The sequence below is a fragment of the Micromonospora sp. HM5-17 genome (genome assembly GCF_003762835.1).
Taxonomy (GTDB): Bacteria; Actinomycetota; Actinomycetes; order Mycobacteriales; family Micromonosporaceae; genus Plantactinospora.
The window spans coordinates 338,904-353,916 of the sequence record NZ_RJWA01000003.1 but is presented as its reverse complement, the minus strand read 5'-3'; the positions used below and the strand labels follow the sequence as shown (position 1 = coordinate 353,916).

The following is a 15,013-nucleotide window of genomic DNA, read 5'->3' as shown; positions in this document are numbered from 1 at the left end:
GCCGCCGCTACCCGGCCTGCGACTCGTTGGCGGGCTGCTGGCGCAGCGGCTTCCCCTCCGCCATGTCCGCGAGGATCTCGCGCATCTCGTCGTCGCCCAGCGTGTGCTTGTCGTGCAGCGCCTCGACCAGTTCGTACAGGGTCGTCTGAATCTTCTCCACGCGGGGAACGTCGACGAGCACCGACTGGCCGCGCTCCCCAGCCGACTCGATCGTCAGCGTGCCGCAGCCGAGCAGCCGCTCGATGAACCGCTGGTTCATCGAGTGGTCGTTGACCCGGCTCAGCGGAATGTCCCGGCGGTCGCGCGAGAAGACGCCCTTCTGCAGCAGCACCCGCTCGTTGGTGAACAGATAGTGCGTGGTACGCCAGACCAGGTACGGCCAGACGCTGAACACCACCACGGCCACCAACGCGAGCGCCGCGATGACGTAGCTGGCGATCGCGCCCACGCCGTCCGACGGCAGGAGCACGAACCCGGCCACCACGGCCGCCACGGCCACGATCAGCACCAGCACCGGCCGGATCAGCGCCTTCCAGTGCGGGTGCAGGTGCGCCACGACGTGCTCGTCCGCGGTGAGCACGTCTTCGGGGAAAGCCACCCGAACCTCCTCGTCCATACACGAATGTCCGCCGGTGACCGTAGCGGTTGCGCGCCACCGGGGCGCCAACCGGTACCGGGTTTTACCGATGGCGTCGTCGTGACCGATGGCGTCCGCTCCGGCACGGGCGCGGCCGATCAGCGAAGGTGGAGCACCTCGCCCGCCGCGACCCGACGCTCCCCGACGGCGGTGTCGAGCACCAGGTGGCCGTCCGGGTCGATCGCGGTGGCGACGCCGACCAGGTCCTTCCCGCCCGGCAGCAGCACCCGGACCTCACGGCCGAGGGTCGCGCAGCTCCGCACGTACGCCTCGTGCAGCCCGCACTCCCGAGCGTCCCCGCCGACCGCGCGCCAGCGGCCGTACCAGCGCTCGATCCCGCGCAGCAGCTCCCGCAGCAGCGGATCCCGGTCCGTGGCCACCGCACCGGCCAGCTGTAGCGAGGTGGCGGGCAGGCCCGTGGGGTTGACCGGCAGCTCGTCGGCGCGCAGCGTGACGTTGAGCCCCACCCCGAGCACCACCGCCGCCGGCTCCTCGGCGTTCGTCGCCACCCCCTCGGCCAGGATGCCGGCGCACTTCGCCTCGCCCTCCGACGGCGGGCCCACCGGTGCCGGGCCCGCCGCCCGGGGATTCGGCCGCAGGAGACCGTTCGGTCCGGGAGACGGCGGCTCCGGACCGACCTGTCCGGGGCGCGGCCGGTCCAGACCGGCGGGGTCCGGACCGGCCGGCTCCGCGCCGGTCGGCGCCGGGCGGGGCGGGACGAGCCGCGGCCAGACCAGCAGGTCGTTGGGCCACTTCAGCGCGGAGCCCAGCTCGGCGAGCCGGTCCACCGCCTCGACCAGCGCGACCCCGGCCAGCAGCGGCAGCCAGCCGTGCCGGGCTGCCGGCACCGCCGGCCAGCCCCGGTCCGGCACGGCCGTACCGGGCCGGAGCAGCACGCTGACCGCGATCCCGGCCCGCGCCGGCGACTCCCAGGAACGGCCGCGCCGGCCCCGGCCCGCGGTCTGCCGCTCCGCGACCACGACCAAGCCCTCCGGCGCGCCGGACCGGGCGGCCTCCGCCGCGTCGGCGTTGGTCGAACCGGTCTCGGTGTGCAGCACCAGCTCGGTCCAGAGGCCGTCGGGGACGATCAGGGCACGGCGCAACCGTCGCGCGTCGAGCGGCGGACGGTCCAGGTCGGTGTAGGGCGATCCCGGCATCAGGCCAGCGTACGGCGCATCGTTACGATCGCGGACGTGACTGCGCAGCGGACCAGCACCGGCGTCGACCCGCACACCACCGCCGGACGGATCGCCGATCTGGACCGCCGGGTGAACGAGGCGGTGCACGCCGGATCCGCCCGGGCGGTGGAGAAGCAGCACGCCCGAGGCAAGAAGACCGCCCGGGAGCGGATCGCGCTGCTCCTCGACCCGGGTTCCTTCGTCGAGCTCGACGAGTTGGCCCGACACCGCTCGACCAACTTCGGGCTGGAGAAGACCCGCCCGTACGGCGACGGCGTGGTGACCGGCTACGGCACGGTCGACGGCCGGAAGGTCTGCGTCTTTGCCCAGGACTTCACCGTCTTCGGCGGCTCACTCGGCGAGGTCTTCGGCGAGAAGATCGTCAAGGTGATGGACCTGGCGATGAAGATCGGCTGTCCGGTGATCGGGATCAACGACTCCGGCGGCGCGCGCATCCAGGAGGGCGTGGTCAGTCTCGGCCTGTACGGTGAGATCTTCTTCCGCAACGTCCGCGCCTCCGGGGTCATCCCGCAGATATCGCTGGTGATGGGACCGTGCGCGGGTGGCGCGGTCTACTCCCCCGCGGTGACCGACTTCACAGTGATGGTCGACAAGACCTCGCACATGTTCATCACCGGTCCCGATGTGATCAAGACCGTGACCGGTGAGGACGTCGGGATGGAGGAGTTGGGCGGCGCGCGGACCCACAACACCCGCAGCGGCAACGCGCACTACCTCGCCACGGACGAGGAGGACGCGATCGAGTACGTCCGGGCGCTGCTGTCGTACCTGCCGTCGAACAACCTCGACGAACCGCCGGCCTTCGCCGACGTGGTCGCCGACCCGGAGGTCACCGACGCCGACCGGGAGCTGGACACGCTGATCCCGGACTCCGCGAACCAGCCGTACGACATCCACCGGGTGGTGGAGCACGTCCTCGACGACGGCGAGTTCCTGGAGATCCAGCCGCTGTACGCGCAGAACATCGTGGTCGGGTTCGGCCGGGTCGAGGGACGCCCCGTCGGGGTGGTGGCCAACCAGCCGATGCACTTCGCCGGCTGCCTGGACATCGCCGCCTCCGAGAAGGCGGCCCGGTTCGTCCGCACCTGCGACGCCTTCAACATCCCGATCCTGACCTTCGTGGACGTCCCCGGCTTCCTGCCCGGCACCGGCCAGGAGTGGGACGGGATCATCCGGCGCGGTGCCAAGCTCATCTACGCGTACGCCGAGGCGACCGTGCCGAAGGTGACGGTGATCACCCGCAAGGCGTACGGCGGGGCGTACGACGTGATGGGCTCCAAGCACCTGGGTGCCGACCTCAACTTCGCGTGGCCGACCGCCCAGATCGCGGTGATGGGGGCCCAGGGGGCGGTCAACATCCTCTACCGGAGTGAACTGGCCGCCGCCGAGGACCCGGCCGCGCTGCGGGCCGAGAAGATCCAGGAGTACGAGGACACCCTCGCCAACCCGTACGTCGCCGCCGAGCGCGGGTACGTCGACGCGGTGATCCGACCGTCGGAGACCCGGGGCCAGATCGTCCGGGCGCTGCGGTTCCTGCGGACCAAGCGGGAGACCCTGCCGCCGAAGAAGCACGGCAACATCCCGCTCTGAGCGGGCGTACCCGTCAGCCCACCACGAGCCCGGGTCGAGGGGTTGACGTGGTCCGGCGTCGCGGCGCCGCGGCCGGTCCCGGCGATCGGGGTTGCCCTGCGCCTCGCCCCACCCCTGCCGGTTCGTAACGCGGATGTAACGGCGTGTATGCGAGAGGCGCTAGGATATCCGGCGTCATATATATTCAGGCGGAGCGATTTCCGGGTCACCCGACACCCCGGCGCGGCCTGACCCGACGCGGGTTGCCGCGGGTCCGACGGAGCATCTCCGTCCGTCCACGGCCTCATGCCCCGGATCGCTCGCCACGAGCATCGGGGGGCGCCCTGTGCCAGACCGGTACGGTCACGACGACGATCTGAGACTGCCCGACCTGGACGTCCTCGGCGACTCCGACAAGCTGCAAGCCGAGCTGCGACGGGAGCTGGCGAACGTCGGCGACCACTACGTGCCGCCGCCACGGCACGAGGGTGCCGACGGATCGGACTCGATCTGGGTCACCATCGACGCCGAGGGCCACATCGAGAGCGTCGACATCAGCCGGCACTGGCGGGACCGGCTGGGCTCGGAGCGCTTTCCGGCGGCGCTCCACGAGGCGTACACCGACGCGGTACGGAAGCTGATCAACGCGAACGCCCTGGCCGCCCTCGTCGCCCAGGAACAGGTCGGCGGCCAGCCCGTCGCGCCGCGCGACCCGACGGACGTACGGTCGGATCAGACGGACGCTGCGCCCGAGCCACCGGTCGACGACCAGGAGTGGCTGAATCAGACCTGGCGACTGCTCGAAGACATCGACACGCAGCTCCGGCGGCTCCACCACATCAGCGCCGACGTGCACCTCCGGGAGCAGACGGTGACCAGCCCGCAGGGGTATTTGCGCGCCCGGGTGCGGGGAGGCGGGATCACCGACATCACCGGCGACATCCAGTACATCCGGAGCGCCAATCCGGAACAGTTGCGCATGGAGGCGCTCGGCCTGTTCCGCACCGTGGCCAAGGTTGTCGAGAACTGATCGGATCCGATTCCGGCCGACGAGAGGAAGACCCACCATGGACGAGGTGAGGGTCATCACCCGGGCCCTCTACAACGAGGGCAAGAAGTGGAAACAGCTCTCCGACAGGATGGTCCCGATCAAGGCGGCGGTCGCCAGCCTCGATCTCAGCGTCTCGGCGTTCTTCATCGGTGATGCCAACGCTCACGGACATTCGGCGGCATACAACGGCTACCAGTCCTTCATGGAGAACATCCTCGGCGGTGCGGTGACCGAGTTTGATCAGCTCGGCACGGCGCTCGACCGCATCGCCGACGCCTACGACCGGGCTGACGCGATCGTCTCCCTCAACCTCAACCAGATCTACAGCGCGTGACGCGAAGGGATGGTGTCATGACGCCGCCGCCGATCGGCAGCGAGGCGGAATACCTCGAACCGTACACCACGGCGTTCCAGCAGATGCGAGAAGGCATGGCGCGGGCGACCGACGGGTTCACGGCGCTGGTCGAGAATATTCGCAGCGTCGCCTTCCTGCTCGGCACCACGGCCATGTCGTGGATCATCCGACGCCTCCACGAGATACGGGAAGCCATCAACAAATTGCTGGAAAGGGTCAAGTACGCGATCGAACACGAGACCCCGGTCATCTCCCTCATCAAAATCAGCTTTCGCTGGGTTCATGAGGTGAAGACCCCGATCTCCGGGCTCTCGTTCGTGACCACCGAGCCGCGGGACGAGGACCTGGTCAGGTGGAGCGGCGACGCCGCGTCGGCCTACGCCCGCAAGTCCGCCCAGCAGAAGGCGGCCGTGGACGAGGCCGCCGCCAAGGCCGAGTTCATCAGCCAGTGGCTCTTCAAGATCGCCAAGTCGAAGGTCGACTACGCCGTCCAGTTGGCCAAAATCGTGACCAACGTCGCCGCCAAGATCGTGGAGGCGGTCGCCGAGGCCGGCGGCGTCATCACCATCCCGTTGGTGGTGGAGACCCTGGGCAACGCCATCGGCAGCCTGGTGGAATCGGGGCTCAACACGCTGCTCGAGATTGGTAAGCGGTTCGTCGAAGCGCTGGGCAACGTCCGGGACCTGGCCAGCCAGGTGGGCGACCACTCGAAGCTGCCCGGCGGACGGTGGCCCGAGGCGGTACGCGGCTGAGCCCCGGGAGGTTACTGCCATCGACTCCCTGGTCCCCGACACGGTCGCCGCCTCCCCGGCGTAGGCGGGTCAGGCACGCCGGCCCGGGGCAGGCGGGTCAGGAGCCGGGCACCTCGGCGAGGCTCAGCTGCGCGATCTTCTTGACCTTGGTCGCCAGTACGTCCTTCGGGGTGTACGTCGTGCCGCTCACCGCCAGCCACACCTTGAGCACCAGGTTTGAACTCCGCGCGTGGATCATGTATTCGGCCCGCTTGACGTCGGTATCGGACTGTTCGGAAAAGCCCTCCGCCTCCTCACCGAGGCCGGACACCGGGCCGTCCGGGCTCATCTCCGTGGTCTCTCGGGTAGCGCGATAGAGCCGTCCCGCCTCGTCCGCCGAACCCAACGTCGACGCCTCGACCAGCAGGCTCGCCTCGTGCCCGCTCCCGGTACGCAACTCGAAGAGGCAGGCCGCGCCGGGTGCCGAGGCGGGCTGCTTGGGGGTCCGGTTGACGAGCTTGAGCGACAGGTCGGCGAGCGACTCGAGATCGGTACGGTCGCAGAAGTCGACCCCCACCGCGTCGTAGGTCACGCCGGACGCCCCGCCGGGACCGCCCGCGGTCGGCTCCGGCGACGCGCCGGTCGAGGTCGAGGTCGTGGTCGGTTCGGCCACCGTCGGGTCCGCCGAACCCCCGGTGCACCCGGTGGCGGACAGGACGATCACGAGCACACCGAGGCTGGCCGACCAGGCGAGACGTCGTCCGCCCCGGCGGGCGTACCGGAGCCCGGATGACGATGGACCCATGTCGACAAACTACCGCGCGACACCAGCCCTCGCAGCCCGCTCACCTGCCACCACCGGCTGGCTACGGTGAACGCATGTCGATGCGTGAGACGCCGCAGACGATCGCCCAGCGCCGCATGGTCACCGCGGAGGCGGTGCTGACCGGCACCGCCGACCTTCGCGGCTATCCGTACCGCTACCTGGCGATCCTGTCGCATCGCGGCGTGGGGCCGGAGCGGGTGACCCAGGCGCTGATGGCCGCGGACGCGCTCGCCCAGTTCGGCTGGGAGCTGCTGAACGTGGCCGAGTTCGGCAACAGCAAACTGGTGCACGCCTTCCTGCGCCGGCGATAGGCCGGAGGGGGCCGCCTCGATCAGCGCCGGTCGTGGCGCGCCGGTCAGCCCGGCAGGTCGAGGCGGTCGAGGGCCGGTCCGGTGAGCAGCGCCGCGCCGGCCACGAGGGCGAGGATGTTCACCACGCCGAACAGACCAACCCAGACCAGCGCGGGGACCCGGGTGATCCAGGCGAGCTGGTCGGCATCCGACTGCGGAAGCTGCCCTCGGCGGCGCAGGGCTTGCAGCTCACCCACCGGCCGTACGCCGCCGAGCAGCAGGAACCACACCCCGGTGTACGCGAACGCCGCCTGCACCTGCGGCGACGCCCGCCACGAAACCCCGAGTACGACCGCCGTGGTCACCACGATCGAGAGGACGCCGTAGACGTTCCGGATCATCACCAGCATGGCGAGCAGCAGCGCGACCGCGATCCAGAGCAACAGGGTTATCCGGTTGCCGCCCAGCAGCCAGGCGCCGCCCAGCCCGATCAGCGACGGCGCCAGATAGCCGGCGAGCAGCGTAAACACCATCCCCGACCCGGTGGGCCGGCCGGCCGACAGCGTCAGCCCGGAGGTGTCCGAGTGCAGCCGGATGCCCTGCAACCGCCGTCCGGTGAGGACGGCCGCCAACGCGTGCCCGCCCTCGTGGGCGATGGTGATGGCGTTGCGCCCGATCCGCCACGGCAACCGGGTGACCACCACGGTCAGCGCGAGGAGCCCGGTGAGCAGAACCAGCCACGGCGGCGGATCGGGTTGCGTCCCGACGAGTCGGTCCCACAGCTCGGCCACGCCGTCCAGCGACATTCGACCGAGCCTAGCTCACGATGCGCGGCGGCTCGCCTCCCCCGGCACGCTGGCGAGCCGCCGCGCATCCGGCTATCGGTCGACGGTCCCCGTCCCGGGACGCGACCGAGCCCGGTCGTCGTCGAACGGCACCGACCCGCACTGTGGTCAGTCCCGTACGGGCCGGAAGCCGTTGGCGATGATCTGGAAGTCGGCCAGACTCTCCTCCCACTCGTCGGCGGGGGCGTCCCAGCGGATCGCGTATGCCTTGTCCTTGGCGGTGACGAAGCCCCGGTTACGGACGTGCATCCGGACGCCGTCATCGGTGTAGATCCATTCCCAGTCGGCCGCGATGTCGAAGTAGTCGACGCGCTTAATCGTCACCCGCTGGTAGTTGCGGTATCGACCCTTGCGGGCCTTCTCCTGGTTCTCCCAGTCGGCGACCGGATCCGACTTCGGACTGTTGTTCTGGTCGATGAGGAGAGCCTTGGGGCTGTTCGGATCACGGAAGTAGACCCGCACCTCGTCCGGCCGCTTACCCCACCGCGTCCGGGTCATCTCCCAGCCCTCCGGCACCGGCACGGAGAAGCCGGTCTCGTCCCGGTGCAGGCGCCAGCCCGGCGGCAACTGCCCGTCCGGCTGGCCGGTCGGGGTCGCGGACGGCTGCGCCGACGGGGTGCTCGGCGGTGTCGCGGGCGGCGCACCGGTCGCCTGCGCGGATGGCGTGGGCGCGGCCGGGCTGGTCGCTTTCGCGACCGGGCCGGTCCCGCCATCGCCCCCGTCGCCCGAGTCGCCGTTGGCCAGCGGCACGATCACCGCGATCAGGAGCAGCACCAGGACGGCCAGACCGCCGACCAGCCACAGCCTGCGGTCGCTGGCCAACCCGGCCAGCGCACCACGGCCGGCACGCCCGCCCTCGTACGTCGCGGGTGTACCCGCCGGACCCGGGGTGCGGCCGGTCGACGGCGCGGACGGCGCGACCACCTCGATCGGTCCCGGTTCCGGCTTCGTCCGGGCCGGTTCCGGGGCCGGAGCCGGTGCGGCTACCTCCTGCTTCGAGGAAGCCTCCGCCGAACCGCTCGCCGGTACTACCACCGTCGGCTCCGCCGCCGGCCTCTCCTCGGCCGGCGCCCTCTCGTCGGCGGCTGACGGCGCCTCGGCCGGTGACTCTTCCCGGTTCGGTGCCTTGTCCTCGGCCGGTGGCTTTGCCGTCGACGCCTCGGCGTCCGTCGGCGAGAGCTTCCGGGTCTCGGCGGCAGCCGGGACGAGCGGAGCGGTCTCGGGTGCGGCCGACGGCGGGGGCGGGGGTGCGGCGGGTGCACCGGCCGAGGGGGCCGGCTTGTCCGGCGCGGCCGCGGCCGGCTGCTTCTGACCCGCCCGCGGGGCCGGCAGCGGCGCCATCCGGGCACGCGGTTCCCCCGGCTCGCGCGAACCGAGTGAGTTCGAACGCCGTACGCTGTCGAGCAGCGACAGCCCGCCGCGACCACGCCGGCCCGCGGCGCGGCGCAGCAGCCGCTCGGCGGTCTCGGCGTTGATCCGGAGCGCCGGGTCCTTCTGCAGCAGTCCAGCCAGGACCGTCTTGAGCGGGCCGGCGTGGCGCGGGACGGGTGTTGGCTCGGTGGCCAGCGCGGCCAGCGTCGCGATCGCGGACGGCCGGGCGAACGGCGACTGCCCCTCCACCGCCGCGAAGAGTGTCGCGCCCAACGACCAGAGGTCGGCCTCCGGCCCGAACGTGCCATCCCGGGCCCGCTCCGGAGCGATGTACGCGGGCGAGCCCAGCACCAGGCCGGTACGGGTGACGTTCGGGTCGCCCGGCACCGTCGCCAGGCCGAAGTCGGTGAGCACCACCCGCCCGTCCTCGCCGAGCAGGACGTTACCGGGCTTCACGTCCCGGTGCATCACCCCGGCCCGGTGCGCGGCCTTCAGCGCCCCCAGCACACCCAGGCCGATCTCGGCGGCCCGGGTCGGCGACACCGGCCCATCGGTGGCGAGGACGTCCTGGAGCGACCGGGACGGGATGTACTCCATCACGATCCACGGGTCACCGTCGGTGCGCAGCACGTCAAAGACCCGGACCACGTTCGCGTGGTTGAGCCGGGCGATCGCCCGCGCCTCGCGCAGCGAGCGCTCCCGCATCTCGCGACGCTCGTCCTCGGTCAGCCCCGGCGGCGCGACCAATTCCTTGATCGCGACGTCCCGGTGCAGCACCTCGTCGCGTGCCTTCCAGACACGACCCATGCCGCCCTGGCCGAGCGGCTCGACAAGCCGATAACGGTTACCAATCAGTTGGGGGGGCGCACTGGACACCTATGGACGGTACCCAACGGCGTTACGGGCCACACGGTCGGCACGCCCATCTGAGACGTCCGCCAACCGACAGACGTACGCTCGGGGCCATGGCCGATGAGAAACCGCTGCTCCGAGTGGTCCGGGGAAGCCCGACCGCCGAGGAGGTGGCCGCGTTGGTGGGGGTGATCCTGCGGTGCCCCAAACGGAACGCCTCGGCCGCACCCGCCGCCGTGTCGACCTGGGTGCGCCTCAGCCGGCCCGGTACGGTGTCTCCGTCCGGCCTGCCGACCCAGGCCGGACGCGACGCGTGGCGGGTCTCCGGCCTTCCGCGCTGACGGTTTCGGATGCCGCCGGCCGCTACCGTGTCGTGATCTCCGGGTCGCCGAGCAGGGCTGCCCGGGTTGTGCCGCACCCATTAACCTACGAGTGGGGCAGTACGTAGCACCTGGGGAGAACACGTGATACCTGAGGAAGACCGGGGCCCTGCGTGGCTGCGGGACTACGGCGGCACCATCGAAGCCGACATACAGCGGATGGAGGAGTTCGCTGCCAGCCTCGAGGCCGAGGTGAAGAAGAACTACGTCCCCCACATGCGGGAGCTACAGGATGAAATGGTCGCTGACCGCCCTGAGGTGGCCAGCGACTTCACCGAGCTGTACTCCTTCATGCAGGCTCACCGGGATGTTCAGCAGGTGGCGTCCGACAGCATCTGGGGCGTCGGCGACGGTACCGGCCGGATCGCCAACGCTGCCAAGATCGTCAGCCAGAACTACGCCAACTCCGACGCATTCTCCTACGCACGGGTCACGGAGGTCGAGCGGGCGCTCGACCAGACCGGCGTGGCGCCGCCGACCAACGGCGAGACCCAGGGCCCGCCGAAGAGTGGCAGTGAGCCGACGACGCCGACCGGTACCACGAACAATTCGGGGGTGTCCTAATGCATATCGCAGGTGGAGGCGGCGGCTACGCCGGCTCGACCAACTGGTACAGCCAGGACGTCGAGCAGATGTGGGCCAAGCTGGCCAACCAGGACACCAACAGCCACTGGCAGCGGGTCACCCAGTGGCAGAAGACATACGAGCTGAGCTCGACGCACCTGTCGCGCCTCAAGATTTACCGCGACCGCCTCACCGAGGCGTGGCCGCCGGAGAAGAACGAGGCCGCCCGCGCCTACGTCGAACGGCTTGACCACCTCATCCTGACCGTGCAGGGCATCTACGACGCGGCGGTCGCCAACTACCAGACCGTCAAGAACGTCGCCCTGGCGATCAGCGACGCCAAGCCCAAGCTCAAGAAGATCTACGACGACTACGTCGCCAAGAAGGCCGCCAAGAAGGAGTACGACGAGCGGGTCGCCGCCGAGAAGGATTCGATGCTGCCCGGCACGACCCTGGGCGATCCACCCGCGACCCAGGCTGACCTGGACAAACTGAACAACCAGGCGCGGACCATCATGTACAACCTGAGCAACGAGCTCGGGTTGGCTCAGATGCAGATCAGGAAGCCTCCGGAGTACAAGCCGGCAAGGACTGGCCGAGACGATCCCGGTGGGGCTAGTGGCGAGGGAGGCGGTGGGTTCAGCGGCAGCCCGCCGGTCCTGCCAGCGGTCGTGCCGGTATCGCCGGGTGGTGGCGGCGGTTCCACACCCCGGCCGCCGTCGGCCCCGCCGCCCCAGGTCGTCCCCCCCGTCGCACCCGCACCGGGCGGGCCGATCCTGGGTGGCACCGGGCCACTGGCGCCGCCCGTGCAGCCTGCACCGCCACCAGTGATCACGCCGTCTCCAGCCCCTACCCCAACTCCGGGCCTGCCCCCGGTCCCGCCGCCCGTGGTGGGGTTGCCCCCCGGCTCGGGCTACCCGCTTCCCTCGCACACCCCGCCTGGCGGAGTGCCGAAGCCCGGTCTGACCCCAACCGCCGGGCTACCGCCCCGGGCGATGCCGCCGGGAGGCCTGATCGGCGGGTCACCCGGAACCGGGCTGGGGCAGCCAGCCCCGGGCGTCGGAGCAGCCCGCCGGATCAACCCGGTGGGTGGCGTCATCGGTGGCGGTGGTGGCGGCGGCGCCGGTTCACCGCGAACAGTCCCACCTTCGGCTCCGCTCGGCGGCGCCGGACAGCGTCCCGGAGCCGGCCAGCGTCCCGGCGTTGGGCTGGGCCGTTCTGGTCAGCCGTTCGGGATGGTGCCGGGCGCCCGCGGCGCCGGCAGGACCCGAGATGAGGAGCACAACGGCCAGCACTGGGATCCCGACAACCCGTGGGAGACCGACGAGGGCGTGGCGCCGGTCATGCTGCCCAGTCGCGAGACGGGCCGCATTGACCCAGGTCCCGCGATTGGCTACAACCGGTGATCTCTCGCACGACCCGCGCGGCCGTGGCACTTCTCTGTGCCACGGCCGTCGCCGTTCTGCCCGCTGCTCCGGCCCGCGCCGACCAGGTGCGGGACAATCAGTGGCACCTGCGCTACCTGAGGATCGCCGAGGCGCACAAGATCAGCCAGGGCGCGGGGGTCACGGTCGCCGTCGTCGACACCGGCGTCGACCCTCATCCCGACCTACGGAACAACCTGCTCCCTGGGACCGTCACCTATGCCGGCGGCTCGGGCGACGGCCGGCGCGACGGTGACCCCAGTGGACACGGCACCGGCATGGCCGGCCTCATCGCCGCGCACGGCCGAGGCGGATCCGGCGTCCTCGGCATCGCCCCCAAGGCGAAGATTCTTCCAATCCAGGACGGAAGAAACAAAAACGTTGGCGAATCCGAGGACACCGCCGCAGGTATACGGTGGGCTATATCCCACAACGCAGACGTAATCAATATTTCTGCCGCCGTCCCGCCAACCACTGAATTGCGGGAAGCAGTGGAAGCAGCAATCAACGCTGATATCGTCGTCGTTGCCGCAGGAGGAAACTCTGCTGACTTCGCGGTGCCTTATCCCGCGAGGATGGATGGTGTCGTCGCCGTTGGCTCGATCAAGCAGGATGGCGAGATCTCCCCAACTTCCAAGACCGGCAAGGAGATCCTCATCAGCGCCCCGGGTGTCGACATTCAGAGCACCAGCGCTAATGGCAGATACCGCAAGGCCTCAGGTACATCGAGTGCGGCTGCGATCGTCTCCGGGGCGGTGGCACTGATCCGGAGCAGATACCCGGACATGCCAGCCAAGGAGGTCGTCCACCGGTTGACGGCGACCGCGGACGACAAGGGCGCGCCCGGGCGGGACGAGGAGTACGGCTACGGCGTACTCGACATCGTCGCCGCGCTCACCGCGGACGTACCGCCGCTGGCAGGGGATGCGGTGCCGAGTGCGTCCGCGACGCCGTCCCCGACCGAGGCCGAGGACGGCAACGACGCCGCTCCCGAACCGGAGAACGCCGGCAGCGTCGTCACCACGGTCGCGCTCGTCGGCTGCGGCGCGCTCGTCGTGCTCGGGCTCCTCGTCACCTTCCTGGTCGTCGCGCTGCTTCGCCGGAACAGAGCCGCCCCGAGAGCGCCGCGCTAGGAGCGTCCGCGACCCGATGGCCGTGGCGCGGGGCGCGGCGCGGCCATCGGGTCGCCGGGGTATCCGTAACGCGAGAATCCCCCCGCCGCGATCCCTCCTCGAGCCGCCGAGGACCACGAATCCCGGGCGTCCCCCAGCCTCGCGTGCCCCGTCGTGGCAGATCCGATCCTGGCACCGGGTACCTTAGGCCGCCGTGGACACGACGAACCGGCCGCGCCTGGTGCTCGCCTCGGCGAGTCCGGCCCGACGCAAGCTGCTGCAGTCCGCCGGCATCGAGCCGGAGGTGCTGGTCAGCGGCGTGGACGAGTCGCAGGTCGACCACTCGACTCCGCAGGCGGTGAGCCTCGCCCTCGCCCGGCTCAAGGCCCAGGCCGTCGCCGACCGGCTCACCACGCAGCGGGCCGGCGGGGTGGAGGCCGATCGGCAGATCGGCGACCCGGCCCGGGTGTTCGTCCTCGGCTGCGACTCCGTCCTCGCCTTCGAGGGGACGATTCTGGGCAAGCCGGCCGATGACGACGAGGCGGTCCGGCGCTGGCGGAGAATGCGCGGGCGCAGCGGCGTACTGCACACCGGGCACAGCCTCATCGACCTCGCGACCGGTCGGGAACTCGGCCGGGTCGCCAGCACCGCCGTCCACTTCGCCGCCGTCACCGACGACGAGATCGCCGCGTACGTGGCGACAGGCGAGCCGCTGTACGTCGCCGGCGCCTTCACCCTCGACGGCCTCGGTGGGCCGTTCGTCGAGCGGGTGGACGGCGACCCGGGCACGGTGATCGGGCTCTCGCTGCCCCTCCTCCGGACGATGCTGGGCGAGTTCGGCGTGCGGATCACCGACCTCTGGACGCCCGGGGCGGCGAACGGGAACGGCTCGCGCTGACGTCCGGGGCGGGGCCGTCGCGGCTCCGGCTCGCGGCGGGTCGGCCAGCAACCGGGCAGCCCCGCCCCCGCGGCTCAGCGGACGCTGCGGGCGAACTCGCGGGCCGCCCAGGTCACCGCCAGCACGGTGATCACCGCCATGATGCCGAGCCCCTGCCAGACCGCGTCGTTGCCGAGATCTCCTGCGAAGAGGGCCCGGGCGCCGTCGACGGCCCAGGAGAACGGGTTCCAGTCGGCGATCGCCTGAAGCCATCCCGGAGCGGAGGCCAGCGGCAGGAGGATGCCGGAGAGCAGCAGCACCGGCTGCGCGATGGTGTTCATCAGCGGCGCCAGCGCGTCCTCGCTCTTCACCACGAGGGCGATGCCGTACGACAGCGCGGACGTCATCAGCGCGATGAGCGCGAGCATGAGGTACGTCAGCAGCAGGTCCAGGATGTACACCGAGAGTCCGAAGGCCAGGGCCAGCAGGGTGATGATGACCGCCTGGGCGATCAGCGAGACGACGTCGCGGAGCGAGCGGCCGAGCAGCAGGGCGAGCCGGCTGATCGGGGTGACCCGGGACCGCTCGATGACCCCGGCGCGCAACTCGGCGATCAGACCGAAGCCCTGGAAGAGTCCGCCGAAGATGGCGAGCAGCACCAGCAACCCGGGGACGAAGATCCGGTACGCCTCGGCGTTGGTGGTCACGCCCAGATAGCTGAGGGCCGGCTTGAGCAGCGGGGCGAAGAGCAGCAGGTACATCACCGGCTGGAAGACGCCGACGAAGAGCCAGACCGGCTGGCGGACCAGCAGCAGGAACTGGCGTTGGAAGATCAGCCAGGTGTCACGGACGAGTTTCATCAGAGGTCTCCTGTCAGGGTGAGAGATGGCCGGCGGTGGCCCGGCCGCCCTGCGACGGGATACGCGGGCG

At 70.7% G+C, this 15,013-nt stretch carries 16 protein-coding genes; 10 read left to right on the top strand and 6 right to left on the bottom strand.

Going from position 1 to position 15,013, the window contains the following annotated elements:
• Positions 1-7: 7 nt before the first annotated feature.
• A complete protein-coding gene (locus tag EF879_RS11020; protein WP_123558363.1) occupies positions 8-598 on the bottom strand; it encodes a PH domain-containing protein in 591 nt (196 codons plus the stop codon).
• Between the two features lie 137 nt (positions 599-735).
• A complete protein-coding gene (locus tag EF879_RS11015) occupies positions 736-1,794 on the bottom strand; it encodes a biotin--[acetyl-CoA-carboxylase] ligase (RefSeq protein WP_123558361.1) in 1,059 nt (352 codons plus the stop codon).
• Positions 1,795-1,830: 36 nt separating this feature from the next.
• Here EF879_RS11015 and EF879_RS11010 point away from each other — a divergent pair, with 36 nt between their 5' ends.
• The 4 genes from EF879_RS11010 to EF879_RS10995 all read left to right on the top strand — a co-directional run bounded on the left by EF879_RS11010 (position 1,831) and on the right by EF879_RS10995 (position 5,563).
• A complete protein-coding gene (locus EF879_RS11010) occupies positions 1,831-3,426 on the top strand; it encodes an acyl-CoA carboxylase subunit beta (protein WP_123557513.1) in 1,596 nt (531 codons plus the stop codon).
• 325 nt (positions 3,427-3,751) lie between these two features.
• A complete protein-coding gene (locus EF879_RS11005; RefSeq protein ID WP_123557511.1) occupies positions 3,752-4,435 on the top strand; it encodes a hypothetical protein in 684 nt (227 codons plus the stop codon).
• 37 nt (positions 4,436-4,472) lie between these two features.
• Positions 4,473-4,790 (top strand): hypothetical protein, encoded by a 318-nt coding sequence (locus EF879_RS11000; protein ID WP_123557509.1) that lies wholly within the window; start codon positions 4,473-4,475, stop codon positions 4,788-4,790.
• 17 nt (positions 4,791-4,807) lie between these two features.
• On the top strand, positions 4,808-5,563 hold the full coding sequence (locus EF879_RS10995; RefSeq protein ID WP_123557507.1) for a hypothetical protein: 756 nt from the start codon (positions 4,808-4,810) through the stop codon (positions 5,561-5,563).
• 97 nt (positions 5,564-5,660) lie between these two features.
• Here EF879_RS10995 and EF879_RS10990 read toward each other — a convergent pair whose 3' ends face one another.
• A complete protein-coding gene (locus EF879_RS10990) occupies positions 5,661-6,347 on the bottom strand; it encodes a hypothetical protein (RefSeq protein ID WP_148086406.1) in 687 nt (228 codons plus the stop codon).
• A gap of 74 nt (positions 6,348-6,421) precedes the next feature.
• Between EF879_RS10990 and EF879_RS10985 the strand changes: the two genes are divergently transcribed.
• On the top strand, positions 6,422-6,679 hold the full coding sequence (locus EF879_RS10985; RefSeq protein WP_123557503.1) for a transcriptional regulator: 258 nt from the start codon (positions 6,422-6,424) through the stop codon (positions 6,677-6,679).
• 44 nt (positions 6,680-6,723) lie between these two features.
• Here the strand turns inward: EF879_RS10985 and EF879_RS10980 are convergent, their stop codons facing one another.
• Both EF879_RS10980 and EF879_RS10975 read right to left on the bottom strand, forming a co-directional pair.
• Positions 6,724-7,464, bottom strand: coding sequence for a M50 family metallopeptidase (locus EF879_RS10980; protein ID WP_123557501.1), 741 nt, complete (start codon positions 7,462-7,464; stop codon positions 6,724-6,726).
• A gap of 147 nt (positions 7,465-7,611) precedes the next feature.
• Complete coding sequence (locus EF879_RS10975) at positions 7,612-9,750, bottom strand: serine/threonine-protein kinase (protein WP_123557499.1); 2,139 nt, start codon at positions 9,748-9,750, stop codon at positions 7,612-7,614.
• Between the two features lie 89 nt (positions 9,751-9,839).
• On the opposite strand from EF879_RS10975, the gene EF879_RS10970 reads away from it, so the two are divergent.
• The 5 genes from EF879_RS10970 to EF879_RS10950 all read left to right on the top strand — a co-directional run bounded on the left by EF879_RS10970 (position 9,840) and on the right by EF879_RS10950 (position 14,104).
• Positions 9,840-10,067 (top strand): acyl-CoA carboxylase subunit epsilon, encoded by a 228-nt coding sequence (locus EF879_RS10970; protein WP_123557497.1) that lies wholly within the window; start codon positions 9,840-9,842, stop codon positions 10,065-10,067.
• 123 nt (positions 10,068-10,190) lie between these two features.
• Positions 10,191-10,670 (top strand): hypothetical protein, encoded by a 480-nt coding sequence (locus tag EF879_RS10965; RefSeq protein ID WP_148086405.1) that lies wholly within the window; start codon positions 10,191-10,193, stop codon positions 10,668-10,670.
• On the top strand, positions 10,670-12,076 hold the full coding sequence (locus EF879_RS10960) for a hypothetical protein (RefSeq protein WP_123557493.1): 1,407 nt from the start codon (positions 10,670-10,672) through the stop codon (positions 12,074-12,076). Before EF879_RS10965 ends, EF879_RS10960 begins: the two co-directional genes overlap by 1 nt.
• Positions 12,073-13,227: a type VII secretion-associated serine protease mycosin gene (gene mycP / locus EF879_RS10955; protein WP_123557491.1), complete on the top strand. Its 1,155-nt coding sequence runs from the start codon at positions 12,073-12,075 to the stop codon at positions 13,225-13,227. The genes EF879_RS10960 and mycP overlap by 4 nt, the downstream gene beginning before the upstream one ends.
• A gap of 193 nt (positions 13,228-13,420) precedes the next feature.
• Complete coding sequence (locus tag EF879_RS10950) at positions 13,421-14,104, top strand: nucleoside triphosphate pyrophosphatase (protein WP_123557489.1); 684 nt, start codon at positions 13,421-13,423, stop codon at positions 14,102-14,104.
• A 74-nt stretch (positions 14,105-14,178) separates the two neighbouring features.
• On the opposite strand, the gene EF879_RS10945 is transcribed toward EF879_RS10950, so the two are convergent.
• A complete protein-coding gene (locus EF879_RS10945; RefSeq protein ID WP_123557487.1) occupies positions 14,179-14,943 on the bottom strand; it encodes an ABC transporter permease in 765 nt (254 codons plus the stop codon).
• Between the last annotated feature and the right edge of the window lie 70 nt (positions 14,944-15,013).